This is a genomic window from Microbacterium schleiferi (genome assembly GCF_020781975.1).
Taxonomy (GTDB): Bacteria; Actinomycetota; Actinomycetes; order Actinomycetales; family Microbacteriaceae; genus Microbacterium.
Genome location: NZ_JAJGNI010000001.1, coordinates 91,601 through 113,952 on the forward strand (window position 1 = coordinate 91,601; position 22,352 = coordinate 113,952).

Annotated in this window: 21 protein-coding genes; 11 read left to right on the forward strand and 10 right to left on the reverse strand. The window is 67.7% G+C overall.

Annotated elements, in window-relative coordinates; genetic code table 11:
• The first annotated feature begins 29 nt into the window (after window positions 1-29).
• Window positions 30-1,649, forward strand: a complete 1,620-nt coding sequence (gene groL / locus LL236_RS00565) for a chaperonin GroEL (RefSeq protein ID WP_228176860.1) — start codon at window positions 30-32, stop codon at window positions 1,647-1,649.
• A 66-nt stretch (window positions 1,650-1,715) separates the two neighbouring features.
• Here groL and LL236_RS00570 read toward each other — a convergent pair whose 3' ends face one another.
• From LL236_RS00570 to LL236_RS00595, 6 genes are all read right to left on the reverse strand, one after another.
• Window positions 1,716-2,003, reverse strand: a complete 288-nt coding sequence (locus LL236_RS00570; RefSeq protein WP_228176861.1) for a WXG100 family type VII secretion target — start codon at window positions 2,001-2,003, stop codon at window positions 1,716-1,718.
• A gap of 131 nt (window positions 2,004-2,134) precedes the next feature.
• Window positions 2,135-3,886 (reverse strand): sensor histidine kinase, encoded by a 1,752-nt coding sequence (locus LL236_RS00575; protein WP_228176862.1) that lies wholly within the window; start codon window positions 3,884-3,886, stop codon window positions 2,135-2,137.
• 19 nt (window positions 3,887-3,905) lie between these two features.
• Complete coding sequence (locus tag LL236_RS00580; RefSeq protein ID WP_228176863.1) at window positions 3,906-4,598, reverse strand: response regulator transcription factor; 693 nt, start codon at window positions 4,596-4,598, stop codon at window positions 3,906-3,908.
• 168 nt (window positions 4,599-4,766) lie between these two features.
• Entirely contained in the window at window positions 4,767-6,422 is a 1,656-nt protein-coding gene (locus tag LL236_RS00585) for a DNA repair helicase XPB (RefSeq protein ID WP_228176864.1), read from the reverse strand.
• A 41-nt stretch (window positions 6,423-6,463) separates the two neighbouring features.
• Complete coding sequence (locus LL236_RS00590) at window positions 6,464-8,197, reverse strand: helicase-associated domain-containing protein (RefSeq protein WP_228176865.1); 1,734 nt, start codon at window positions 8,195-8,197, stop codon at window positions 6,464-6,466.
• Window positions 8,198-8,464 carry a multidrug ABC transporter ATPase gene (locus tag LL236_RS00595; protein ID WP_228176866.1) on the reverse strand — a complete coding sequence of 89 codons (267 nt, stop codon included), beginning with the start codon at window positions 8,462-8,464 and terminating at the stop codon, window positions 8,198-8,200.
• A gap of 107 nt (window positions 8,465-8,571) precedes the next feature.
• On the opposite strand from LL236_RS00595, the gene LL236_RS00600 reads away from it, so the two are divergent.
• Window positions 8,572-8,952, forward strand: coding sequence for a cold-shock protein (locus LL236_RS00600; protein ID WP_228176867.1), 381 nt, complete (start codon window positions 8,572-8,574; stop codon window positions 8,950-8,952).
• Window positions 8,936-9,550, forward strand: coding sequence for a DUF3027 domain-containing protein (locus LL236_RS00605; RefSeq protein ID WP_228176868.1), 615 nt, complete (start codon window positions 8,936-8,938; stop codon window positions 9,548-9,550). The genes LL236_RS00600 and LL236_RS00605 overlap by 17 nt, the downstream gene beginning before the upstream one ends.
• On the opposite strand, the gene serC is transcribed toward LL236_RS00605, so the two are convergent.
• Window positions 9,547-10,653 (reverse strand): phosphoserine transaminase, encoded by a 1,107-nt coding sequence (gene serC, locus LL236_RS00610; protein WP_228176869.1) that lies wholly within the window; start codon window positions 10,651-10,653, stop codon window positions 9,547-9,549. The two genes, LL236_RS00605 and serC, sit on opposite strands and share 4 nt — an antisense overlap.
• Window positions 10,654-10,753: 100 nt before the next feature.
• On the opposite strand from serC, the gene LL236_RS00615 reads away from it, so the two are divergent.
• The 3 genes from LL236_RS00615 to LL236_RS00625 all read left to right on the forward strand — a co-directional run bounded on the left by LL236_RS00615 (window position 10,754) and on the right by LL236_RS00625 (window position 13,415).
• Entirely contained in the window at window positions 10,754-11,455 is a 702-nt protein-coding gene (locus tag LL236_RS00615) for a metal-dependent transcriptional regulator (RefSeq protein ID WP_228176870.1), read from the forward strand.
• Window positions 11,456-11,702: 247 nt separating this feature from the next.
• On the forward strand, window positions 11,703-12,602 hold the full coding sequence (locus tag LL236_RS00620) for a M23 family metallopeptidase (RefSeq protein ID WP_228176871.1): 900 nt from the start codon (window positions 11,703-11,705) through the stop codon (window positions 12,600-12,602).
• 315 nt (window positions 12,603-12,917) lie between these two features.
• The gene (locus LL236_RS00625) at window positions 12,918-13,415 is read left to right on the forward strand and encodes an HNH endonuclease (RefSeq protein WP_228176872.1); all 498 of its coding nucleotides are present in this window, start codon (window positions 12,918-12,920) and stop codon (window positions 13,413-13,415) included.
• A gap of 3 nt (window positions 13,416-13,418) precedes the next feature.
• Here the strand turns inward: LL236_RS00625 and LL236_RS00630 are convergent, their stop codons facing one another.
• Window positions 13,419-13,919 carry a MarR family winged helix-turn-helix transcriptional regulator gene (locus tag LL236_RS00630; protein ID WP_228176873.1) on the reverse strand — a complete coding sequence of 167 codons (501 nt, stop codon included), beginning with the start codon at window positions 13,917-13,919 and terminating at the stop codon, window positions 13,419-13,421.
• Between the two features lie 65 nt (window positions 13,920-13,984).
• Between LL236_RS00630 and LL236_RS00635 the strand changes: the two genes are divergently transcribed.
• The 5 genes from LL236_RS00635 (at window position 13,985) to LL236_RS00655 (ending at window position 21,585) form a co-directional block, all read left to right on the forward strand.
• Window positions 13,985-14,992: an EamA family transporter gene (locus LL236_RS00635; RefSeq protein ID WP_228176874.1), complete on the forward strand. Its 1,008-nt coding sequence runs from the start codon at window positions 13,985-13,987 to the stop codon at window positions 14,990-14,992.
• 2 nt (window positions 14,993-14,994) lie between these two features.
• Window positions 14,995-15,552, forward strand: coding sequence for an isochorismatase family protein (locus LL236_RS00640; protein ID WP_228176875.1), 558 nt, complete (start codon window positions 14,995-14,997; stop codon window positions 15,550-15,552).
• 228 nt (window positions 15,553-15,780) lie between these two features.
• Entirely contained in the window at window positions 15,781-16,557 is a 777-nt protein-coding gene (locus LL236_RS00645) for a hypothetical protein (RefSeq protein WP_267189408.1), read from the forward strand.
• 1 nt (window position 16,558) lies between these two features.
• On the forward strand, window positions 16,559-18,148 hold the full coding sequence (locus tag LL236_RS00650) for a DNA polymerase Y family protein (protein ID WP_228176877.1): 1,590 nt from the start codon (window positions 16,559-16,561) through the stop codon (window positions 18,146-18,148).
• A complete protein-coding gene (locus LL236_RS00655) occupies window positions 18,148-21,585 on the forward strand; it encodes an error-prone DNA polymerase (RefSeq protein ID WP_228176878.1) in 3,438 nt (1,145 codons plus the stop codon). Before LL236_RS00650 ends, LL236_RS00655 begins: the two co-directional genes overlap by 1 nt.
• A gap of 3 nt (window positions 21,586-21,588) precedes the next feature.
• On the opposite strand, the gene LL236_RS00660 is transcribed toward LL236_RS00655, so the two are convergent.
• Together LL236_RS00660 and LL236_RS00665 are read right to left on the reverse strand one after the other, a co-directional pair.
• The gene (locus LL236_RS00660) at window positions 21,589-21,726 is read right to left on the reverse strand and encodes a hypothetical protein (protein WP_228176879.1); all 138 of its coding nucleotides are present in this window, start codon (window positions 21,724-21,726) and stop codon (window positions 21,589-21,591) included.
• A 210-nt stretch (window positions 21,727-21,936) separates the two neighbouring features.
• Window positions 21,937-22,218, reverse strand: coding sequence for a Fe-S cluster assembly protein HesB (locus LL236_RS00665; RefSeq protein WP_195692006.1), 282 nt, complete (start codon window positions 22,216-22,218; stop codon window positions 21,937-21,939).
• Window positions 22,219-22,352: the final 134 nt, after the last annotated feature.

Genomic DNA, 22,352 nt, shown 5'->3' on the forward strand with positions numbered 1-22,352 from the left:
CCTAGCCCCGTCCGGGAGGGACGACACACATGGCAAAGATGATCGCTTTCGACGAGGAGGCCCGTCGCGGCCTCGAGCGCGGCCTGAACACCCTCGCCGACGCCGTCAAGGTGACGCTCGGCCCCCGCGGCCGCAACGTCGTGCTCGAGAAGAAGTGGGGAGCCCCCACGATCACGAACGACGGCGTTTCGATCGCCAAGGAGATCGAGCTCGAGGACCCGTACGAGAAGATCGGCGCGGAACTCGTCAAGGAAGTCGCCAAGAAGACCGACGACGTCGCCGGTGACGGCACCACGACCGCAACCGTGCTCGCCCAGGCGCTCGTGCGCGAGGGCCTGCGCAACGTCGCGGCCGGCGCCGACCCGATTTCGCTCAAGAAGGGCATCGAGAAGGCCGTCAAGGCTGTCACCGACGAGCTGCTCGCTGGTGCGAAGGAAGTCGAGTCCAAGGAGCAGATCGCCGCTACCGCGTCGATCTCCGCCGCTGACCCCGAGATCGGCGCCCTGATCGCCGAGGCCATCGACAAGGTGGGCAAGGAAGGCGTCGTCACCGTCGAGGAGTCGAACACGTTCGGCACCGAGCTCGAGCTGACCGAAGGTATGCGCTTCGACAAGGGCTACCTGAACCCCTACTTCGTGACCGACCCGGAGCGTCAGGAAGCGGTCTTCGAAGACCCCTACATCCTGATCGCCAACCAGAAGATCTCGAACATCAAGGACCTGCTGCCGATCGTCGACAAGGTGATCCAGGACGGCAAGGAGCTCCTGATCATCGCTGAGGATGTCGAGGGTGAGGCTCTCGCGACCCTCGTGCTCAACAAGATCCGTGGCATCTTCAAGTCGGCTGCCGTCAAGGCTCCCGGCTTCGGCGACCGCCGCAAGGCTCAGCTGCAGGACATCGCGATCCTCACGGGTGGCCAGGTCATCACCGAAGAGGTGGGCCTCAAGCTCGAGAACGCGACCCTGGACCTGCTCGGCCGTGCGCGCAAGGTCATCATCACCAAGGACGAGACCACGATCGTCGAGGGTGCCGGCGACGCCGCGCTCATCGAGGGTCGCGTGACCCAGATCCGTCGCGAGATCGACAACACCGACAGCGACTACGACCGTGAGAAGCTGCAGGAGCGCCTGGCGAAGCTCGCCGGTGGCGTTGCGGTCATCAAGGCCGGAGCGGCTACCGAGGTCGAGCTCAAGGAGCGCAAGCACCGTATCGAGGACGCCGTTCGCAACGCGAAGGCTGCCGTCGAGGAGGGCATCGTCCCCGGTGGTGGCGTCGCGCTCATCCAGGCCGGCACCAAGGCGCTCGGCTCGCTCGAGCTCAGCGGTGACGAGGCAACCGGCGCGAACATCGTCAAGGTCGCCATCGAGGCTCCGCTCAAGCAGATCGCACTCAACGCCGGTCTCGAGCCGGGTGTCGTCGCGAACAAGGTGTCGGAGCTGCCCGCAGGTCACGGCCTGAACGCCGCTACTGGCGAGTACGGCGACCTCTTCGCTCAGGGCATCATCGACCCGGCGAAGGTCACGCGCTCCGCGCTGCAGAACGCCGCGTCGATCGCGGGCCTGTTCCTGACGACCGAGGCCGTCGTCGCCGACAAGCCCGAGAAGGCTCCGGCCATGCCCGCCGACCCGTCGGGTGGCATGGACTTCTGAGTCCGGCTGCATTTCACACCGAAGGCCCCTCCCACGTGGAGGGGCCTTCGGTCGTTTTCGGTGCGATCAGCGGAACAGGCCGAGGGTCATCTGCTCGGCATCCGCGTACTGGTGTCCTGCCGCTTCCAGGGCGACGCCGATTGCGCTGAGGGCCTCCTCCACCTGAGCGTTGGCTGCGCGCCACTGGTCGATGACGCCGGCGAAGGCAAGAGATGCCGCCCCGGTCCAGTGCGACTGCAGGCCGGTGAGCTGGGCGAGCATGGTGTGCGTTTCTGCGCGGACGCGGTCTGCGGTGGCCCGCACACCTGCCGTTGCGGCAAAAACTGCGTCGCTGTCGACGGAATAGACGGCCACAAGAACCTCCCGGTGTCGTGAGTGTAGGTGACACGCTACGGTCGCGGCTCGCGTGTGCGCGGCGGCGGACCCCCTGTTCACAGAGGCCACGGCTGAGCCCCTTTTGGGGAGGAGAACTCGGTGCGCGGTGCTCAGGCCGGGGGGTCGCTCCGCAGATCAGCCGGCAGGCGGTCCAGCGGCTGCGTTTCGAGCAAGGCATGCTCGGCTGGGTCAAGATGCCTGGCGAGAGGGAATCCGACGCGGAATGTGGCGCCGCCACAGGGAGTGTCCATGACGCGGACCGAGCCGTGGAGCGATTCCACGATGGAAGCGACGATCGACAGCCCGAGTCCGGACCCGCCGGTCTCGCGCGTGCGCGAGTTGTCGGCGCGCCAGAACCGCTGGAAGATCTTGTCTTTGATCTGGTCCGGCACGCCTTCACCGTGGTCGACGATCTCGATCCAACCGGACTGCGCCGCGGCATCCACCCCGATGCGCAGCTCGATGGGAGAGTCGTCGGCGGTGAAACGGCGAGCGTTCCCGATGAGGTTCGTGATCACCTGACGGATGCGGTTCTCTTCGCCGAGCACGATCGGGGGGAGCGCGACAGGCGCCGACGATGACGGCCCGAGGTCCAGTGGCCCGATGACGATCTGCTCGGTGGTCGGCGCGGTGCCGCGCGCATCCCTCGGGCGGCGGCGCAGCAGGATGGAGCCCGCGCGGCTGAAGGCCGACCGTGGCCGTTTGGGTGTCTCAAGGGTGTCGGTTTCGGTCTGTGGCGGCCGCTGTTCGGTCGGCTCGACGATGGTCGTATCGATGACTGCGACCGGCCGCTGGGGAGCGGCAGCGCGCACGTCGAGGGCTGCATCGCGCGCGAGCGGCCGCAGATCGACTGGGGCGAACTGGATGTCTCGGCGTTCATCGAGCCGGGCAAGGGCAAGCAGGTCTTCGACGAGCAGGCCCATGCGCATGGCTTCTTTCTCGATCCGCTCCATCGACTGTGCGACATCCTGGTCGGTGCGGATGGCTCCCATCCGGTACAGCTCCGCGTAGCCGCGGACGGTGACGAGGGGCGTCCGCAGTTCGTGCGACGCGTCGCCGACGAACCGGCGCATCTGGCGCACCGTGGCGTCTCGCTGCGCCAGCGCGGCATCGATGCGCCCGAGCATGGCGTTGATAGCGGTCTTGAGTCTTCCAACCTCGGTGGCGGGGGCGATGTCGGTCATGCGCTGGCCGAAATCACCTGCCGCGATCTCCATCGCGGTGTTCTCGACCTGCGTGAGACTCCGGAACGCAAGGGTGACCAGCAGCCGGATCGCGACGGCGCCGAGCACGATCGTGATCACCGACAGGATGCTGTAGATGCCCAGATAGGTGGCGAGGGTCTGGGTCACCGTCGACATCGGCAAAGCGACCATCTGGGTGTAGAAGATCGAGGTTCCGGGGATCTCCACCGGTGCGACCGCCGCGCGGAAAGTGCTGGTGTCGGACTCGCTCGACAGATCGAACGGCTGTTGTGCCAGCGAAAACGCATCCGCGTAGGGAAGAAACGTCTCCGGGAAGTCCGGCTTGGCGTCGCGCCGTCCGCCGCCGGCCTGAGCGACGTAGTTTCCGTCAGCATCGTAGATGGCGACGAAATACTCGGTCGGTGGGGAGTCGGGGACGACCACTTGGCCGGTAGAGGTGTCGATAGCGAACAAGCCGCCTACCGCACCCGCTAGGTCGCTGACTTGCGTGTCGACGCTCGCCAAGAGTTGGCTGCGCAGGAACACCGTCGTTCCGATGCCGGTCGCGATCAGCCCGAGAGCCAGGATCGACACGGCAACGCCCGTCACCTTGGCGCGCAGGCTAAGGCTGCGCCACCACCCGGTGACGGCGTCGGTCCGCTCGGTCGTGCTGCTCACGCCGACTCCGACGGATGCCTCACGCCGACTTGCCTGCCTTCAGCATGTAGCCGAACCCGCGCTTGGTCTGGATGAGCGGCTCGGACGAGTACGGGTCGATCTTGCGGCGCAGGTACGAGATGTAGCTCTCGACGATGCCGGCATCCCCGTTGAAGTCGTATTCCCAGACATGGTCGAGGATCTGCGACTTCGAGAGCACCCGGTTCGGGTTGAGCATCAGGTAGCGCAGCAGCTTGAATTCGGTTGGGCTGAGGTCGATCGAGACGTCCCCGACTGAGACATCGTGGGTGTCCTGATCCATCGTCAGTTCTCCGGCGCGGATGACCGACTCCTCGTCGGTTTGCATCGTGCGGCGCAGAATCGCCTGGATGCGCGCGACGATCTCATCGAGGCTGAACGGCTTGGTGACGTAGTCGTCGCCGCCGGCGTTCAGGCCGGTGATCTTGTCTTCGGTCTCGTCCTTGGCCGTGAGGAACAGGATCGGGGCGGTGTACCCGGCGCCGCGCAGGCGCTTGGTGACGCTGAATCCGTTCATATCGGGAAGCATGACATCGAGCAGGATGAGGTCGGGTTCCTCCTCGAGGACTGCCGAGATCGTCGAGGCGCCATTGGCGACTGCCTTGACCTGATAGCCGGCGAACTTGAGGCTCGTCATCAGCAGGTCTCGGATGTTCGGCTCGTCGTCGACGACGAGGATGCGGGGTGCGCTCATGCCCCCATTATCGTGATTCCCCTGGTGTGGATGCTGGATATCGCGCGGATCGGCGGTTCCCCCCTCCCAGGCGTAGGAGGAACCCGCGGTGTAGGACGGTTCAGGTAGGCATCCTCCGACCTCGGCGAGATCGCCTACCTGCGGTAGACGGATGCCGGACTGTGCAGGTCACGCCGCGAGTTTGTCGGCATCCAGGATCGTGTAGCTGTAGCCCTGTTCGGCGAGGAACCGCTGCCGGTTCTGCGCGAAGTCCTGGTCGACCGTGTCGCGCGCGATGAGCGTGTAGAAGCTGGCAGTATTGCCCGACTGTTTGGGGCGCAGGAGTCGGCCGAGCCGCTGCGCCTCCTCCTGTCGGGACCCGAACGATCCCGACACCTGGATGGCGACGGATGCCTCGGGCAGGTCCACCGAGAAGTTTGCGACCTTCGACACCACGAGCACCGGAATTTTCCCCTCCCGGAAGCCGCGGTAGAGCTCTTCGCGCTCATCGACCGGGGTTGCGCCCGTGATCTGCGGGGCATCCAGCGCCTGCGCGATCTCGTCAATCTGGTCGAGGTACTGACCGATCACGAGGGTCTGTTCGCCGGCGTGCCGTGCCACGAGATCCTTCACGACGCCGATCTTCGCCGGGGCTGTGGCTGCGAGCCGGTACCGCTCGTCATCTGCTGCCGCCGCGTACTCGAGCCGTTCGCCGGCGGGAAGGTCGACGCGCACCTCGTAGCAGGCTGCGGGGGAGATGAAGCCCTGCGACTCGATCTCTTTCCAGGGGGCATCGAACCGCTTGGGGCCGATGAGGCTGAACACATCGCCCTCGCGGCCGTCTTCGCGCACGAGCGTCGCCGTGAGGCCCAGCCGTCGACGGGCCTGCAGGTCGGCCGTGAGCTTGAAGACGGGGGCTGGTAGCAGATGGACCTCGTCGTAGACGATGAGACCCCAGTCGAGGGCGTCGAGCAGCGCGAGGTGCGCGTACTGTCCCTTCCGCTTGGCGGTGAGGATCTGGTAGGTCGCGATCGTGACCGGCTTGACCTCTTTGGCCTGCCCCGAATACTCGCCGATCTCTTCGGGCGTGAGGCTCGTGCGCTTGAGCAGCTCGTCGCGCCACTGCCGCGCGCTGACGGTATTGGTGACCAGGATCAGCGTTGTCGTCTTGGTGTCGGCCATCGCGCCTGCCCCGACGAGTGTCTTGCCCGCGCCGCAGGGAAGCACAACGACTCCCGACCCTCCGTCGGTGAACGCGTCGACAGCCTGCCGCTGGTAGGGGCGCAGGTGCCAGTCCTGCTCGGCGAGGTCGATCGGATGCGGCGTTCCGGGTGTGTAACCAGCGAAGTCTTCGGCGGGCCAGCCGATCTTCAGCAGCTCCTGTTTGATCTGCCCCCGCGCCCAGGCGTCGATGACGTACGTGTCGGGGGCGGGATGCCCCACCAGCAGTGGCTGGATGCGCTTGTTCTTCGTGACCTCGGCCAGCACCGCGGCATCCGTCGACCGCAGCACGAGCGCAGGCTCCTCGGACCCGTCGACGGTGTCGCGCTCGATCACGAGGCGGCCATAGCGGCCGACCGTTTCGCGGATGTCGATAGCGACCGACGGCGGCACCGGGAAGCGTGTCCACCGGTCGAGGGTGCCCAGCATGTCTTCGGCCGTGTGCCCGGCCGCCCGGGCATTCCACAGGCCGAGCCGCGTGATGCGGTACGTGTGGATGTGCTCGGGAGCGCGCTCGAGTTCGGCGAAGATCGCGAGTTCGTGGCGTGCGGATTCGGCATCCGGATGTGCCACTTCAAGCAGCACTGTCCGGTCGCTTTGCACGATGAGAGGGCCGTCAGCCATAGCGATCCAGTCTACCCGCGAGGTGGTGGGGCGGACGGCTCTCAGGCCGGCGAGACGTTCACGATGGTCGAGATCGGGAGGGTGCGTTCGACATCCGCGCCCCGGTCTCTGCCCCGCAGCCGGCCGCCGCCGAGCCCCGTGGCCTCCAGCGTGAACGTGCGGGTTTCGGCGTCGCTGATCTGCGCCGTGACCACGATGATCGACTTCGTGCGCACCGCCTGCTCAAGCTCGCGCTCCAGCCAAGCGGCGTCGCCGTCGCCGCCCGAGGCGCGCAGCGACCCGATGAGACGCGCGTAGACGTCGCCCGCCGGTTCTGCGGAAGCAGTCTGCGCCGCGGTTCGGCGTCGGAGTGACTCGGGTGCTCCGTGCTCGTCGAGCGCGACGACGGGGTAGCGCGCATCGGCCAGTGCCCAGAACAGGTGATCACGACCGACCCGGCTCACGAGCACATCGCCGTGGCGCACCAGGCCGACGGGGCGCAGGGCCTGGTCGATGACGACGAGATCGAGCAGGTGCGGATCGCTGCTCTCGACGATCGTGTTGGGGCTCGCGGCATCCGAGCGGACTGTGACCGAACCGTGCCGGGAGGCTGTCGTGTCGATGACGTAGTCCAGCGGTTGCGGGATGCCGGTGAGCGACAGCTCGCGCAGGAAGTCGCGGATCGAATCGGCGCTCTCCCCGTCGGTGAGGCCGGCCCCGATCGTCTCAGCCGTGAACCGGTACGTCGAGGCCTGCGCACGGGATTCGCGCCGCGCGATCCTGCGCAGGCGCAGGTCGAGCCGGGGGGCGAGTGGGCCGGGAGCGACAGCGGTCAGGTCCGCCTGCAGGTAGATCCGGTCGATTTCGGCGGGAAGAGCATCGCGCAACGCATCAGTGTCGAGACCTGTGCCCTCGATGAGTCCACGTGACCAAGTCGGGACCGTTCCCTCTGCCGCGAGGATGCCCCACCGCTGCGCCGTCTGTCGCAGCGCTGCAGCCCGCGCCGGCCATTCCGGGCTCAGCGGGTACGTGCCCGCCCAGCCGGCAGGGCCGACGATTCCACCCCGCGGGGTGCGCAGGCCCGTTGGGAGACTGCGACGATAGCCGTCGGCGATCGCCGCCCACCGCGCGACGGTGCCGCCATCCAGCCACTGTTCGCCCGTGGCGGTGACGACGAGCTCCCGCCCGATCGGCGTGAGCAGTCCTGCGGCGAGACCTGCGGCGATCAGATCGTCGAGGTCCTCGGGCGCGCCGATCGCGCCCGACTCAGTGAGGCGCTTGCGGTCTGCAGCGCTGACCGCGCCTGCGCCGGTGAGAGTCAGCGGAACGTGCAGGGCAGCCAACAGCACATCGGCCAGCGATGCGGATGCCGTGAAGATCCGCTCTGCGGCGCTCGCGGTCTCGGCCGCCGAAGCTGGGACGGGGGCGGGCGACGCGCTCGCGGTCTCGGCCACGTCGGCGGGCGGATCCGCGAGTCCGGAGCCGCTCGCGGCCGCAGCGATCCGCTCCTGCACCGGGGCATAGACCGCGCCGCCGGGCCGGGCCAATCCCCAGGCCACGATGGTCGGCGCGGCGACATCATCCGTGCCCGCGGCGACGAGGGCGGTCAGTTCGCGACGGTCGAGCCGCGCCAGCGCCCGGTCTATCGACGCCGGATCGAGCAGCGCCTCGGCGGCATCGAAGAAGTCGCGCCAGGATGCCGCGGGCGAGACGCCACGCCGGGTGAACAGATCAGCGAGGGCGTTGTCATCGAGCGATGCCAGCCAGGTGGCGAGTGTGCGCTCGTCGCCCGCCATCTATTGGCTCCGGTTCGCCCGCGCCCTTCGCACGAACGTCATGATGAGCACCGTCAGCAACATCGCGAACGCGAGGATCGGTGCGACGTAGACGACGATGCCGACAGCGGGCCACAGCCCGGTACTGAAGTCGGCGTGCGAGGCGGAGCCGATGAGGATCGCGAAGAACGACAGAACCGAGAGCGCCAGCAGCCCGAGAGACATCGACGCGAGCACGCGGTCGATCGTGCGAACCGGGAGGTCGCTGCCAGGGCTTCGCGTGCTCATCCGCCCCAGACTACTCCGTCGCGGTGCTCTAGGCTTAACCGGGGATCGATCGGTCCCTGCGTCACTTCTGCCGCCCAACTGCGGCGCCGTTCAGAACGAGGTTTCCCATGCCCACCGGCAAGGTCAGGTTCTACGACGAGGAAAAGGGCTTCGGCTTCATCTCCTCCGACGAAGGACAGGATGTCTTCCTTCATGCCACCGCGCTGCCCGCTGGGGCCACGGTGAAGGCTGGCACGCGCCTCGAATTCGGTATCGCCGACGGAAAGCGCGGCCCGCAGGCGTTGTCGGTGCGGGTGCTCGAGGCGCCCGCCAGTCTCGCCAAGCGCTCCCGCAAGCCCGCCGACGACATGGCGATCATCATCGAGGATCTCGTGAAACTGCTCGATGGTGTCGGTGGGGACCTGCGGCGCGGTCGTTACCCCAGCAGTGCACACGGTGCGAAGGTCGCCGCCGTGCTGCGCAAGGTGGCCGATGAGCTCGACGCCTGATCCGGCGCTGCTTGCCGCACACGACCTCGCTCTCGCGGCACTGCACGAGATCACTCCGGCGGCTACCGTGGGCCCGACTGCCGGGTACACCGTGGAGTCGGACGGCGTCGTCTCGCTGCGGTTCGAGACGACCCTGCGCGGGTATCCCGGGTGGTTCTGGACGGTGAGTGTCGCCCGGGTCGGCGAGGAAGAGACCACTGTGCTCGAGGCTGAGCTTCTGCCCGGCGAGGATGCGCTGCTCGCGCCGGAATGGGTGCCGTGGGCGGTGCGTCTGGCTGACTACCAGGCAGCTCAGGCGGCGTTGGCAGCAGAGGCGGCATCCGGTGACGAGGATGACGACTCCGACGAGGCTGACGGAGACGAGGGCGACGACGAAGACGACGACCTCGATGACGTTGATGATCTGGATGCTGACGACTTCGACGAGGACGGGTCGCGGCTCTTGCACAGCGGCGACGTCGACGGTGTCGACATCGATGAGCTCGACGAGGACGCTGAGGAAGACGGCGCTGAGGACGACGAAGACGACGCTGACGACGAAGCCACCGACGTCGACCCGGACGAGGGTGACGACGAGGGTGACCCCGACGAGGACTAGAGCCGCTCGGCGGCGTACTCGATCGCCCCGATGAGCCGGCGCACGTCGTCCTCATCGATCGAGACGAACGTCGCGATGCGCAGCTGGTTGCGTCCGAGCTTGCGGTACGGCTCGGTGTCGACGATGCCGTTCTCACGCAGGCTCTTGGCGATGGCTGCGGCATCCACGCTTTCGTCGAAGTCGATCGTGACGACGACAGGTGAGCGGTCAGCGGGGTTCGTGACGAACGGGGTCGTGTAGGCGGTCGCCTCGGCCCACGCGTACAGGGCCGCCGAGGTTGCTGCAGTCTTGGCTCCGGCCCATGCGAGTCCGCCGTTGTCGAGGATCCAGCGCACCTGCTCATCGAGCATGAGGAGGGTAGCTACCGCCGGAGTGTTGAGTGTCTGGTTCAACCGGGAGTTGTCGATCGCGTTCTTCAGGCTCAAGAACTCGGGGATGTAACGGTCGGATGCCGCGATCCGCTCGATCCGTTCGATTGCCGCAGGCGAGACGAGGGCATACCAGAGCCCACCGTCGGAACCGAGGTTCTTCTGCGGGGCGAAGTAGTAGACGTCGGCCTGGGTGGCGTCGAAGTCGATACCGCCGGCCGCGCTGGTTGCATCGATGACCGTCAGTGCGCCGTGGTCTCCGGCGACGCGAGCGACGGGAGCAGAGACGCCTGTCGAGGTTTCGTTGTGCGGCCACGCGTAGACATCCACGCCCTCGACCGGTTCGGCGGTCCCGCCGGTGCCCGGCTCGCTCTTGCGGACATCCGGTGCCTCGAGCCAGGGGGCTTTCGCGGCCGCGGCGAACTTCGAACCAAACTCCCCGAATGTCAGGTGCTGGCTGCGACGCTCGATGAGGCCGAAAGCCGCGGCATCCCAGAATGCCGTCGAGCCGCCGTTGCCGAGGATGATCTCGTAGCCCTCGGGGGCGCGCAGCAGATCGGCCAGACCCTCGCGGGTGCTCCCGACCAGGTTCTTGATCGGGGCCTGACGGTGCGACGTTCCCAGCAGGGATGCTCCACGCGTGACGAGAGCTTCGAGCTGAGCGCCACGGACCTTGGAGGGTCCGCAGCCGAATCGGCCGTCAACGGGAAGCAGTTCTCGGGGCAACTCGACCATGTCCCGATTCTAGGGTTGCGCCGGGTGCGGCCCGGACCGGGGGTCGGGAAAAGGCTAGGCTCGTCTTACCCCCACGAGGATGCCGACCCGAGGATTGCGCATGACTGATCTCATCGATACGACGGAGATGTACCTCCGTACGATCCTCGAACTCGAAGAAGAGAACATCACTCCGCTTCGGGCGCGGATCTCGGAGCGACTCGGGCACTCGGGCCCGACGGTTTCGCAGACGGTGGGACGCATGGAGCGGGACGGCCTGGTCGTCGTCACCGAGGATCGGAGCCTCGAGCTCACCGACCTCGGGCGCCAGAAGGCCATCGATGTCATGCGTAAGCACCGCCTGGCCGAACGACTGCTTTCCGACGTCATCGGACTCGACTGGGCGTACGTTCACGATGAGGCCTGCCGGTGGGAGCACGTCATGAGCGAGCAGGTCGAGCGCCGGCTCGTCGAGCTGCTCGATCACCCCACCGAGTCGCCCTACGGGAACCCCATTCCGGGGCTCGATCAGCTCGGTGATGTTCCGGCGCTGACGTTCGAATCCGGTGTGGTGGGGCTCGTTCGCAAGCTCGATGCCGCAGGCGAGCCGATCACGGGAACAATCCGTCGGCTTGCCGAGCCGGCTCAGGTCGATCCCGAGTTGCTGCAGCAGCTCAAGGGCGCCGGGGTGCTGCCCGGGGCTCACGGAAGCTATCGCTACAACGAGGGGTACGTCCTTGTTGAGATGGATGGCGCGGACGAGGGTCTCGAACTGCCGGTCGAGGTCGCGGGGCATATCTTCCTCGTCGACGACCGCGTTTGACTGCGGCCAGTCCGTCACTTCCTCCCCACCCCGCACGGAGGGGTTATCTCCGGCCGCCAGCGTGACATGTTCGTTACCTTCGGGTAGCCTCGAACAGTCCGAGCGAGTCCAGCACGACCTCGGATCCCGATCGAATTGCCTCGCGGCTCGTCATTCGAACGGTGACCCCCGTGATCGAGCGGAACGCAGGTTCCGCACCGAAACGTGACGAGTCGGCGCTCCGGCGCAGAGGCGCCGGAGGACTTAGTTGGCTGAAGAGAACGATTCGACCGCGGTGGATGCCGAGGCCGCGACGACCCGAAAGACCTCGCGTCTTGCCCGCATCCGTCGCGGGGCCGTCGACAAGCCCGCAGGCAAGACCGCACCCGCGGCATCCGTTGCCCGGCCGGCAGCCCGTACTCCCAAGGCGAGCGTGCGTGGTCCGGTTCGCAATGTCGCAACCCTCGTGATCGTCGGCGGCCTCGTGGCCACTGTCGCCCTCCCGGCATACGCGTCCTTTCAGCAGCCCGATGAATCGGTGACCCTGCAGCAGGTTGCCGAGGGCGACGCGCAGTCGATCGTGATCGCGTCGGATGCGGCGACGACCGACCTCAACCGCGAGAGCTACTCGGCCACCACTCCCGAAGAGATCGAGAAGAAGAAGGCTGAAGAGGCTGCGGCCGCTGCGGCTCGTGCGGCTGCTTCGCTCGCGTCCAGCAGTTCCGCATCGGTCAACATCAACATGGTGGCCCCGGGGTCCGGGGCCGTGCGCTGGCCCGTGGCGAGCTTCCACAGCGACTGGGCGATCAACGGGTTCCGCACACCCACGCGTCCGAACCACAACGGCCTCGACATGCTCAACTCGGGCGGAACGCCGATCTTCGCGGCAGCCGACGGAGTCGTGCGTGTCGCGCAGGACGGCCTCGGCGGCTACGGGAACGCTGTCGTGATCGACTCGGTCATCGGTGGTCAGGTTGTCACGACTCTGTACGCGCACATGATCTGGGGAAGCCGCACCGTGGGCGCCGGACAGACCGTGTCGGCCGGCCAGATGATCGGTCTCATGGGTCAGACCGGATCTGCCACGACCACCCACCTTCACTTCGAGGTGCGAGTCGGCGGTGCGCTCGTCGACCCCATGGCGTGGCTGAACGCCAACGCCGGCTGAGCGCCGGTTTCGTTCCTCGACACGCCACGTTCCGTTCACCCTCGTTGACCTTCGGGTGTCGTGAGGTGCATTAGCCTTATCGCGACGTGTAAGAGAACGGGAGAGAGTCCGATGGGCAGCACACCGCGCAGCCGAACCACGGTTGCACTGGGGCGCCTCGTCCTTCGGCATCATGTTCTCGGACACCGCAGCTGTGCTGTGGTTCCAGGGCGCTGTCTGTAGAGACAGCGCCTTTTTTCATGCCTTGCGCGCTCTGATCACGTCGAACGTCGAAGAATCCCGGGAAGCCGTCTCGGGCCGTTCGAGAGGACAGCAATGCGCACTCTGGTGTTGAATGCGGGCTACGAACCGCTGGCCGTCGTGTCGTTCAAGCGGGCGCTCGTGCTCGTCATGAACGACAAAGCCACCGTCATCGAGCACATCCCGGAGGATCCGGTCTGGGGTACGGACGGGGCGCACGATCGGCCCGCGGTGATCCTGCTCAGCCGCTACGTTCGGGTTCCTGGCGGACGCACCATCCCGGTGACCCGTCGCGGGGTGCTTCGCCGAGACGCGCATCGCTGCGGATACTGCGGCAGATCGGCATCCACGATCGACCACATCCTGCCGCGCTCTCGGGGTGGCGCTGACTCGTGGGAGAACCTCGTGGCGTGCTGCCTGAAGTGCAACAACCTCAAGAGTGACCGCACGCCGCAGGAGATGGGTTGGGAGCTGCGCCTGACGCCGGGAGCGCCGCGCGGAGCGCAGTGGACGGTGCGCGGCACCGATCGCACCGACCCGTCGTGGGAGCCCTATCTCGCGCTTGCTGCCTGACTCTTACGCGGGTGGCTCCAGGACGCCGAGCCAGCGGCGCAGAATCGGCGCGAGTGTTTCGGCATCCGTCCCCAGCTCCTCGATGATGCGGTGCTCGCCGGCCATGTGCGCGGTGAAGGCTTCGTCGATGCGGGCGAGTCCGGCATCCGTCAGGCCAATGAGCCTGCCGCGCGCGTCGGATGCTTCGGGGCGGCGTTCGACGAGCCCACGGGCGATGAGGCGATCGACGCGTTTGGTGAGGCCGCCGCTGGTGACCATCGTGTGGTCGGCAAGCTCACCGGCCCGCCGCTGGTAGGGCGCACCGGCGCGGCGTAGGGTCGCGAGGATGTCGAACTCGGCGTAGCTGAGGTCGAAGCTTGCGTAGACCTCATCGAGACGGCGGTCCAGGAGCAGTCCGATGCGGTGCAGACGCCCGATGATGCCCTGGGGGAACGTGTCGATGTCGGGACGTTCGCGGCGCCATTCGGCTTGGATCTGCGTGACGCGGTCGGGGGCGGCATCCATGGATCCACGATAGGGGAATAAATCTTCCACGGAAGCTATTGTTAGCTTCCGTGGAAGATAAATCCGTGAGATGGCTCCTGCTGACCGCGATCGCACCGATCGCCTGGGGCAGTACGTACTTCGTGACGCGACAGTTCCTGCCCGCCGATGCTCCGCTGTGGGGTGCGCTGTTTCGTGCCCTGCCGGCGGGACTCATCCTGTTGCTGATCTCGCGCCGCCTCCCACACGGGGTGTGGTGGTGGCGTGCCGCGGTGCTCGGCATCCTGAACGTCGGCGGCTTCTTCGTCCTCGTCTACATCGCCGGCCAGCGCCTGCCCTCGAGTGTTGCGGCGACAGTCATGTCGGCGTCAGCTGCCGCCATGATGCTGCTGGCCTGGATGCTGCGCCGGCAGCGGCCGCGCGTGCTCGCGGCCGTCGGCGCGGGAATCGGGCTCCTCGGTGTCGCGCTGCTGGTCGGTGTCGGCGGCGAGCCCGTCGACGGATGGGGGCTCGGTGCCGCGTTCGCCGGGATGATCTCCTCCTCGCTCGGGTTCGTGCTGACGGGGCGGTGGGGCAACGAGATTCCGGGACTCACGATGGCGTCGTGGCAGCTGGCGATGGGCGGCCTCATGCTGCTGCCCGTCGCGCTCATCGTGGACGGTCCGCCTCCCGCGCTGACCCCGACCTCATTCGTTGGGTTCGCCTACCTCTCGCTCGTGTCAACAGCGCTCGCCTTCACCGTCTGGTTCGCGGGCCTGCGGCGCCTGCCAGCCGCGACCGTGGGGCTTGTCGGACTGCTCAACCCCGTGACCGGCGTGGCACTGGGCGTCTTCGTCGCGGGGGAGTCGTTCGGTCTTGCGCAGGTGGCGGGGCTTGGCCTCGTGCTCACCGGGATCGTGCTGGGTGCGGTCGTGCCGCGGCGGGCTGTGTCCCCTCGGGAGGGGATGGATGCTCGGGAGGGTGTGGATGCGGCATCCACCCTCCCGAGTGACCAGAACCTCCCGAGTGCGCGGGCGGGGGCGCCTGTTGTGGACGGATTCCTGCCAGTCCAGGATGCGCCGCCTGTAGTGTCGGCGCGGCGTGATGGGATGTGAGCATGACGCGCGCGCTCGTGGTGATCGATACGCAGTGGGGGTTCGATGACCTCGACTTCTGGGGTCCGACCGCAAATCCCGACTGTGAGGCTAATGTCGCGCGGCTGATCGAGGCGTTCGCGGGGGAGCCGGTGGTGGTCGTGCGACACGACTCGCGGCATCCGGAATCTCCGCTGCATCCGTCCAACCCGGGCAACGCGTTGGTCGATGCCGTGGCTAACGCGGATGCCGCGGTGCTGGTGACCAAGAACGTGAACTCGGCGTTCTACGGCGACCCCGACCTGCATGCGTGGCTGCAGGAGCGGGGGATCGGTGAACTGGTGCTGTGCGGCATCCAGACCAACATGTGCGTCGAGACCACCGCCCGGATGGCGGGAAACCTCGGCTACGACGTGACTGTCGTGCTGGATGCGACCCGCACGTTCGATCTCGAGGAAGAGATCCCGGGGCTCGGTGTCGTGCGCCGGGCGGCGGCTGAGCTCATGGCCGGTACGGCGCTCGTGCTGCAGGGCGGCGGCTTCGCGCGCATCGCCACAACCGCCGAGATCGCTCCGTCCTGAGGCCCTCACAACCCTCAACCCCAGCTCGAGGGTTAGAACAAAGTATCTATTCTTGCTGGTTCCGTCTGTGAGCCCCGGTTCTGTGGGGTCCCTCGGACCGGATTCTCTGACGGAAGAGATGAGCTCCGAGGATAGCTGCGTTTTCGATGTCGGATGGCTCTCGTATCGTGCTCTCATCGCATTGACGCATTAGAACATGCGTTCTAACCTGTGGGAGTGAGGGCGATCATGGGAGCACAGCGCACGGAAGCCGTCGCCGACGTCCGCGACCGGCTAGCCGAGGTGCATCGCCTTCGCGCCCAGGTCGAGCAGGTGCAGGGCCGATCCCTGGATGCTCCGGTGCTGCCGGCGTATCCCGCGCTCTCGCGGCTGCTTCCTGGCGGTGGATTGCGGCCCGGGTCGGTGTACACGCTTGCGCCGGGGACGGCATCCGTCTCGCTCCTCCTCGCCCTGCTCGCGCCGCCCTCGCAGGCAGGTTCCTGGTGCGGGGTCGTGGGGATGCCGCACCTGGGAGCCGAGGCCGCCGAGCGACTCGGGGTTGATCTGTCGCGGCTCGTGATGATTCCCGATCCGGGGTCGCGGTGGCTCGCGGTGGCGGCGACGGTCGCCGAGGTGCTGCCTGTGGTGGCGGTGCGTCCGCCGGGGCGGGTGTCGGATGCCGATGCCGCTCGGTTCGCGGCACGCCTGCGTGATCGCGATGGTGTGCTGCTCGTGCAGGGGCCGTGGCCGCAAGCTGAGGCGTCGCTGTCGGTGAGCGATCCGGGCTGGAGTGGGCTCGGTCGCGGGCACGGATATCTGGACGCGCGAGAAGTCACCGTCACGGTGACAAGTCGCCGACTGTCGACCCCGCGGCGCGGACCCGTTCTGCTCCCGGCGCCCGGGGGAGTCGTCGACGTTGGCCGAGAGATTTCTCCCGCAGTTCGAAGCGTGAGTGAGCGTGAAGCTCTGTTCGTCAGGGAAGCCCTATCAGTTCGGGAAGCCCTATCTGTTCGGGAAGCAGGGTGACATGCCTGCCGACTCATCCCTGCGAGCGCCGACGCGAAGCCTCGTGGTCTGGATGCCGGATTGGCCGGTCATCGCCCTGACCCGAGACGGGCCGCATCCGCTCGATCCTGCCGACCCGATCGCCGTGGTCGAGAAGAACCTCGTGATCGCATGCTCGGCGGCGGCGCGGCGTGACGGGGTACGCCGAGGGCTTCGGCGGCGCGATGCGCAGGCCCGGTGCCCGGCCATCGCCATCGTCGCCGCTGACCCGGTACGCGATCATCGCGCCTTCTCGCCGGTCGTCGCTCAGCTCGAAGAGCGGGCACCGGGGGTGCAGGTCATCCGCCCCGGGCTGTGCGCGATCCGTGCCCGTGGCCCCGCCCGCTACTACGGTGGTGAGTCCGCCGCGGCGCGGGTGCTGCTTGAACGGATGCGGGAACTCAGCCTCGTCGATGTTCGCATCGGGGTTGCCGACGGTCCCTTCACCGCCGAGCAAGCTGCGCGCAGTGCGACCACGGCGGCCGAGCCTATCCGCGTCGTGCCGGAGGGAGCGGCATCCGCGTTTCTCGCCCCGCTGTCGGTCGCCGCGCTCGGCGACCCCGACCCGGGATCCGGCATCGTCGACCTGCTCGCCCGCCTCGGCATCCAGACCCTCGGGGCCTTTGCTGCCATGCCCGAAGAGCGTGTGCGTGAGCGGCTGGGTGAGCGAGGAGTCAGACTCCGGGCACTCGCCGCCGGCAGTGATTCCCGGCAGATCGAGCCGCGTGTGCCGCCGCCGGAGCTTGCGCGCGAGATCGCCTTCGAGCCGCCGCTCGAGCTTGCCGAACAGGTCGCGTTCGGGGTGCGCCAGACCGCGGATGCCTTCGTCGCCGGTCTCGGGGCGATCGACCTGGTCTGCACCGAGGTGCGCATCGAGCTGGTTGGCGACCGTAGGGAACGCAGCGAGCGGGTGTGGCTGCATCCGGGATCATTCGATGCCGCAGCGATCGTCGACCGGGTGCGTTGGCAGCTCGCCGAAGATGCGGCCAACCTCGTTACGGGTGTCGGACTCGTGCGGATCTCGCCCGAGGCGGTTGATGCGGCATCCCACCACGCCCCGGCGATTTTCGGCTCGGGTCCCGAAGAACGGGTCCACCACGCGCTCTCGCGAGTGCAGGCGATGCTCGGTCACCGTGGGGTCGTCACTCCCGCGATCGGTGGTGGGCGCTGGCTCGCCGAGCGACAGGTGTGGGTGCCGTGGGGTGACCGGCTGCCCCGCGACCACCGCACGCTCGCCGCCGAACGCGCTCGCCCCTGGCCCGGGAGCCTCCCCGATCCGCTCCCGGCCACCGTGTTCGCCGCCCCGGTCGCGGTCGAGGTGGTGTCGGCATCCGGGGTCACCGTCTCGGTCGATGACCGTGGGCAGCTCACCGGCACACCGACGCTCATGATCGAAACCGGCAGGCGTCGGGCAGTGGCTGCCTGGGCAGGGCCATGGCCGGTGATCGAACGCGCGTGGGATGCGAAACGGGCGCGGCGGGCGCACCGTTTCCAGGTCGTGGATGCCGACCAGACTGCCTGGCTGCTGGTGTGCGAGCAGGGTGCGTGGCATGCCGAGGGACGGTACGACTGATGGGATTCAACAACCCGTCGGTGTCGTGGTCGGAGATGGAACGGCTGCTCAGCGACCGACGCCGCCCGAAGCCTTCCCCCGGCGACGGCGGTGACAGCCCGGCCTGGTCGCACAAGCGCGGACCCTATGTTGCACCGCCGATCGAGCGACCTGCCGAAACCGTGCCGTACGCCGAGTTGCACGCGCACTCCTCGTTCTCGTTCCTCGACGGGGCATCCTCACCCGAGGATCTCGCCGAGGAGGCCGAGCGCCTCGGGCTCCACGCGCTCGCAATCACCGATCACGACGGTTTCTACGGCATCGTCCGCTTCGCCGAAGCCGCCGAGCAGCTGAGTCTGCAGACCGTGTTCGGAGCCGAGCTCTCCCTTGAGCTGCCGAAGCCGCAGAACGGGGAACCCGACCCGGTGGGCGCCCACCTGCTCGTGCTCGCCCGGGGCGAGGAGGGGTATCACCGGCTCGCCTCCGCCCTCACCCGCGCCCAGCTGCAGGGGGCCGAGAAGGGGCGCCCGCACTATGACCTCGAGCAGCTCGCGGCCTTCGCCCGCGGCGAGGAACGCCTCGACGGACTCACCGGCGCTCGCGGCCGGTCGGAATGGGCGGTGCTCACCGGATGCCGCAAGGGCGCTGTCCGTCGCGCGTTGGCCGATGGTGGGCCGGATGCCGCAGCCGCTGCCCTCGACGAGCTCGTCGCGCTGTTCGGCCCGGGCGCCGTGCACGTCGAACTCATCGACCACGGCAATCCGTCGGACACGCGAGACAACGACAGCCTCGCCGCGCTCGCCGCCGACCGCGGCTTGCCGCTGCTCGCGACCAACAACGTGCACTATGCGGCCCCGGAGCGCGCGCAACTTGCCGCGGCGGTGGCGGCGGTCCGGGCGAACCGGGGGCTCGACGAGCTCGACGGCTGGCTCCCCGCCCACGCCGGGGCGCACCTGCGCTCGGGTGCCGAGATGGCTGAGAGGTTTGCCCGGTACCCCGGTGCGGTGGCGAACACCGTGACCCTTGCCGACGAACTCGCCTTTCCGTTGCGCCGGGCCAAGCCCGCCCTACCGAAGCTGCCGGTTCCGGAGGGCCACACACCGATGACGTGGCTGCGCCACCTCGTCTGGGAGGCGGTGCCCCGCAAGTATCCCGATCTAGCCCCGAAGGACCGCGACCGCATCGAACGGGAACTCGGCGTCATAGAGATGAAGGACTTTCCCGGGTACTTCCTCATCGTGCACGGCATCGTGCAAGAGGCCCGGCGCCGCGGCATCCTGTGCCAAGGGCGAGGGTCGGCGGCCAACAGCGCCATCTGCTATCTGCTCGACATCACCGCCGTCGACGCGATCGCCTACGACCTGCCCTTCGAGCGGTTCCTGTCGAGCCTGCGCGACGAGGAGCCCGACATCGACGTCGATTTCGACTCCGACCGGCGCGAAGAGATCATCCAGTGGGTCTACGCGACCTATGGACGGGACCGCGCCGCGCAGGTCGCGAACGTCATCCAGTACCGGCCCAAGAATGCCGTGCGAGACATGGCCAAGGCCCTCGGCTTCTCGCCGGGTCAGCAGGATGCCTGGTCCAAGCAGGTCGAAAGATGGGGGAGCTCCCTGGAGAGCAGCCCCGAACACGACATCCCCGCCCAGGTCATCGCGTACGCCGGCGAGCTGCTGAAGGCGCCGCGGCATCTCGGCATCCATTCGGGTGGCATGGTGCTCACCGAGCGGCCGGTCGGGGAGGTCGTACCGATCGAGCACGCGCGCATGGAGAACCGCACCGTCATCCAGTGGGACAAGGACGACGCAGCCTGGATGGGCCTCGTGAAGTTCGATCTGCTGGGCCTCGGGATGCTGGCGGCGCTGCAGTACTGCTTCGACATGATCCACGAGGCGACGGGGGAGGACTGGGAGCTCTCAACGCTCCCGAAAGAGGAAGCGGCGGTCTACGACATGCTGTGCCGGGCCGATTCGATCGGGGTGTTCCAGGTGGAGTCCCGCGCTCAGATGGGGCTGCTCCCGCGCCTGCAGCCGCGGCGGTTCTACGACCTCGTGATCGAGATCGCTCTCATTCGCCCCGGTCCGATTCAGGGTGGCGCGGTGCATCCGTTCGTGCGACGCAAGCTCGGGGACGAGAAGGTCACCTACCCGCATCCGAAGCTCAAGCCGGTGCTCGAGCGCACCCTCGGGGTTCCGGTGTTCCAGGAGCAGCTCATGCAGATGGCTGTCGCGATCGGCGACTGCACCGCTGAGGATGCCGATCTGCTGCGCCGGGCGATGGGCTCCAAACGCGGGCTCGAGCGGATCGAGTCGCTGCGCGAGAAGCTCTACGAAGGCATGGCGCGCAACGATCTCGTGGGCGAGGATGCCGATGCGATCTACGCGAAGATCCAGGCATTCGCGAACTTCGGGTTCGCCGAATCCCACTCGCTCTCGTTCGGGCTGCTCGTCTATGCGAGTTCGTGGATCAAGCTGCACTATCCCGCCGCGTTTTTGGCCGGGCTCCTGCGTGCCCAGCCGATGGGCTTCTACTCGCCGGCGACCCTCGTCTCGGATGCCCGCCGCCACGGCGTGGAAGTGCGTCGCCCCGATCTGCACGCCTCCGGTGTGTGGGCCGGGGTTGAGCCCGTGATGTCGGATCGGATGCCGACACCGACCGGTATGGATGCCTGTACGCACCGCATCCAGCCGCCGGTGGGTCCGTTCGATCGTGACGCGCCGGATGAGTCGGCTGCGCACCGTCGCGACGGGAACTTCGCCGTGCGGTTGGGGCTTGCTGGGGTCAAGGGTGTCGGGCAGCCGACCGCCGAGCGCATCGTTGCCGAGCGTGACGCGCACGGACCGTTCCGCGACCTGCGTGATCTCGTTCGGCGAACGGGTGTGACCGAGGTGCAGCTCGAGGCGCTGTCCACCGCCGGTGCTTTCGAGTCGCTGGGGATCTCACGCCGCGAGGGAGTGTGGCTCGCTGGGGCAGCGGCCCAGGACCGTGCCGAGTATCTGCCGGATTCGCTCGTCTCGGTCCAGCCGCCACTGTTCGCGGATCCCACCAGTTACGACATCCTCTCTGCCGACCTGTGGGCAACCGGCATCTCGACCGACGACCATCCGCTCACCCATTACCGCGCGCCGTTGGACGCCCGAGGCGTGCTCACCTCTCGCGAACTTCGCGCTCATGAGACCGGGCGGCGCATCGAGGTTGCGGGTCTCGTGACGCACCGACAGCGGCCGGCGACGGCATCCGGGATCACCTTCCTGAACCTCGAGGACGAGCACGGCGTCGTCAACGTGATCTGTTCCGTCGGGGTCTGGAACCGCTATCGACGTGTGGCGCGCGATGCTCCCGCGCTCATCGTGCGGGGCATGCTGGAACGCTCACCCGAGGGGGTGACGAATGTGCTCGCCGACCGCTTCGAAGACCTGCGTGTCGGGGTGCAGCACCGTTCGCGGGATTTCCACTGACCGTCACAGAGTCGGGCGTCGCGAGTCGTAGCCGCCGACCTCGGGGCGCCGCCCGTAACCGTCGCGACCGACTGAATGCGCGACACCGATCGCGCTCGCGACGATGGCCGCGATGAACAGAACGAGGATGATGACGGACACGGTGGCTCCCTTCCGCCTCCATGTCACCCTGCTCTGTCGGTGAGGTCCCACGGCCACCTGGCTGAGCGTGGCCCGGTCGTGGATGAGATCCGCGAAAACCCGGGGCTCTTCGGCGCCGCCACGAGCCAGCATCCGCCGATTGGACCGCTAGCAACACGCCAAACGGCCCCCGACGACCGAAGTCATCGGGGGCCGTTATCGGCTGGGGGATCAGCCCTGTGCGGCGAGCGCGAAGCGGACGGTGCCGTCCTGCTCCAGCTGCGCGTCCAGGACGCGATCGTTGAGCGCAAGCGACGCGGCGGTGTCGAGGAACACGCGAGCGCCCTCGGTCACAACGACGGTGTCGTCAGGCTCGGGTGCGGGTGCCACGCTGAGCTCGAAGCCGGTCTCGGCGCCAGCATCCCGAATGCGCAGACCGCCGTCAGCAGCCTGCGGCACGCGGGCGACGATCGTCTTAACGGCCTCAGCCGCGGTGTCGGTCATGGTGAGCATGGGAGCTCTCCTTCCGTTGCGGTCTTTGGACCAGCCACGATTCCGAGAGTTGGCGACGCTCGCAACCTCACAAGCGCCATACCCAGGGGATTCCCACGTTCGGGGCCAGACGGGCGAGCAGAGCCGGCGACGCC

Coding starts and splice junctions, on each gene's coding strand:
- groL (WP_228176860.1), top strand. CDS start 30: ATGGCAAAGATGATCGCTTTCGACGAGGAGGCCCGTCGCGGCCTCGAG.
- LL236_RS00580 (WP_228176863.1), bottom strand. CDS start 4,598: ATGAGCGCACCCCGCATCCTCGTCGTCGACGACGAGCCGAACATCCGA.
- LL236_RS00585 (WP_228176864.1), bottom strand. CDS start 6,422: ATGGCTGACGGCCCTCTCATCGTGCAAAGCGACCGGACAGTGCTGCTT.
- LL236_RS00590 (WP_228176865.1), bottom strand. CDS start 8,197: ATGGCGGGCGACGAGCGCACACTCGCCACCTGGCTGGCATCGCTCGAT.
- LL236_RS00595 (WP_228176866.1), bottom strand. CDS start 8,464: ATGAGCACGCGAAGCCCTGGCAGCGACCTCCCGGTTCGCACGATCGAC.
- LL236_RS00600 (WP_228176867.1), top strand. CDS start 8,572: ATGCCCACCGGCAAGGTCAGGTTCTACGACGAGGAAAAGGGCTTCGGC.
- LL236_RS00605 (WP_228176868.1), top strand. CDS start 8,936: ATGAGCTCGACGCCTGATCCGGCGCTGCTTGCCGCACACGACCTCGCT.
- serC (WP_228176869.1), bottom strand. CDS start 10,653: ATGGTCGAGTTGCCCCGAGAACTGCTTCCCGTTGACGGCCGATTCGGC.
- LL236_RS00615 (WP_228176870.1), top strand. CDS start 10,754: ATGACTGATCTCATCGATACGACGGAGATGTACCTCCGTACGATCCTC.
- LL236_RS00625 (WP_228176872.1), top strand. CDS start 12,918: ATGCGCACTCTGGTGTTGAATGCGGGCTACGAACCGCTGGCCGTCGTG.
- LL236_RS00630 (WP_228176873.1), bottom strand. CDS start 13,919: ATGGATGCCGCCCCCGACCGCGTCACGCAGATCCAAGCCGAATGGCGC.
- LL236_RS00640 (WP_228176875.1), top strand. CDS start 14,995: ATGACGCGCGCGCTCGTGGTGATCGATACGCAGTGGGGGTTCGATGAC.
- LL236_RS00645 (WP_267189408.1), top strand. CDS start 15,781: ATGGGAGCACAGCGCACGGAAGCCGTCGCCGACGTCCGCGACCGGCTA.
- LL236_RS00650 (WP_228176877.1), top strand. CDS start 16,559: ATGCCTGCCGACTCATCCCTGCGAGCGCCGACGCGAAGCCTCGTGGTC.
- LL236_RS00655 (WP_228176878.1), top strand. CDS start 18,148: ATGGGATTCAACAACCCGTCGGTGTCGTGGTCGGAGATGGAACGGCTG.
- LL236_RS00665 (WP_195692006.1), bottom strand. CDS start 22,218: ATGCTCACCATGACCGACACCGCGGCTGAGGCCGTTAAGACGATCGTC.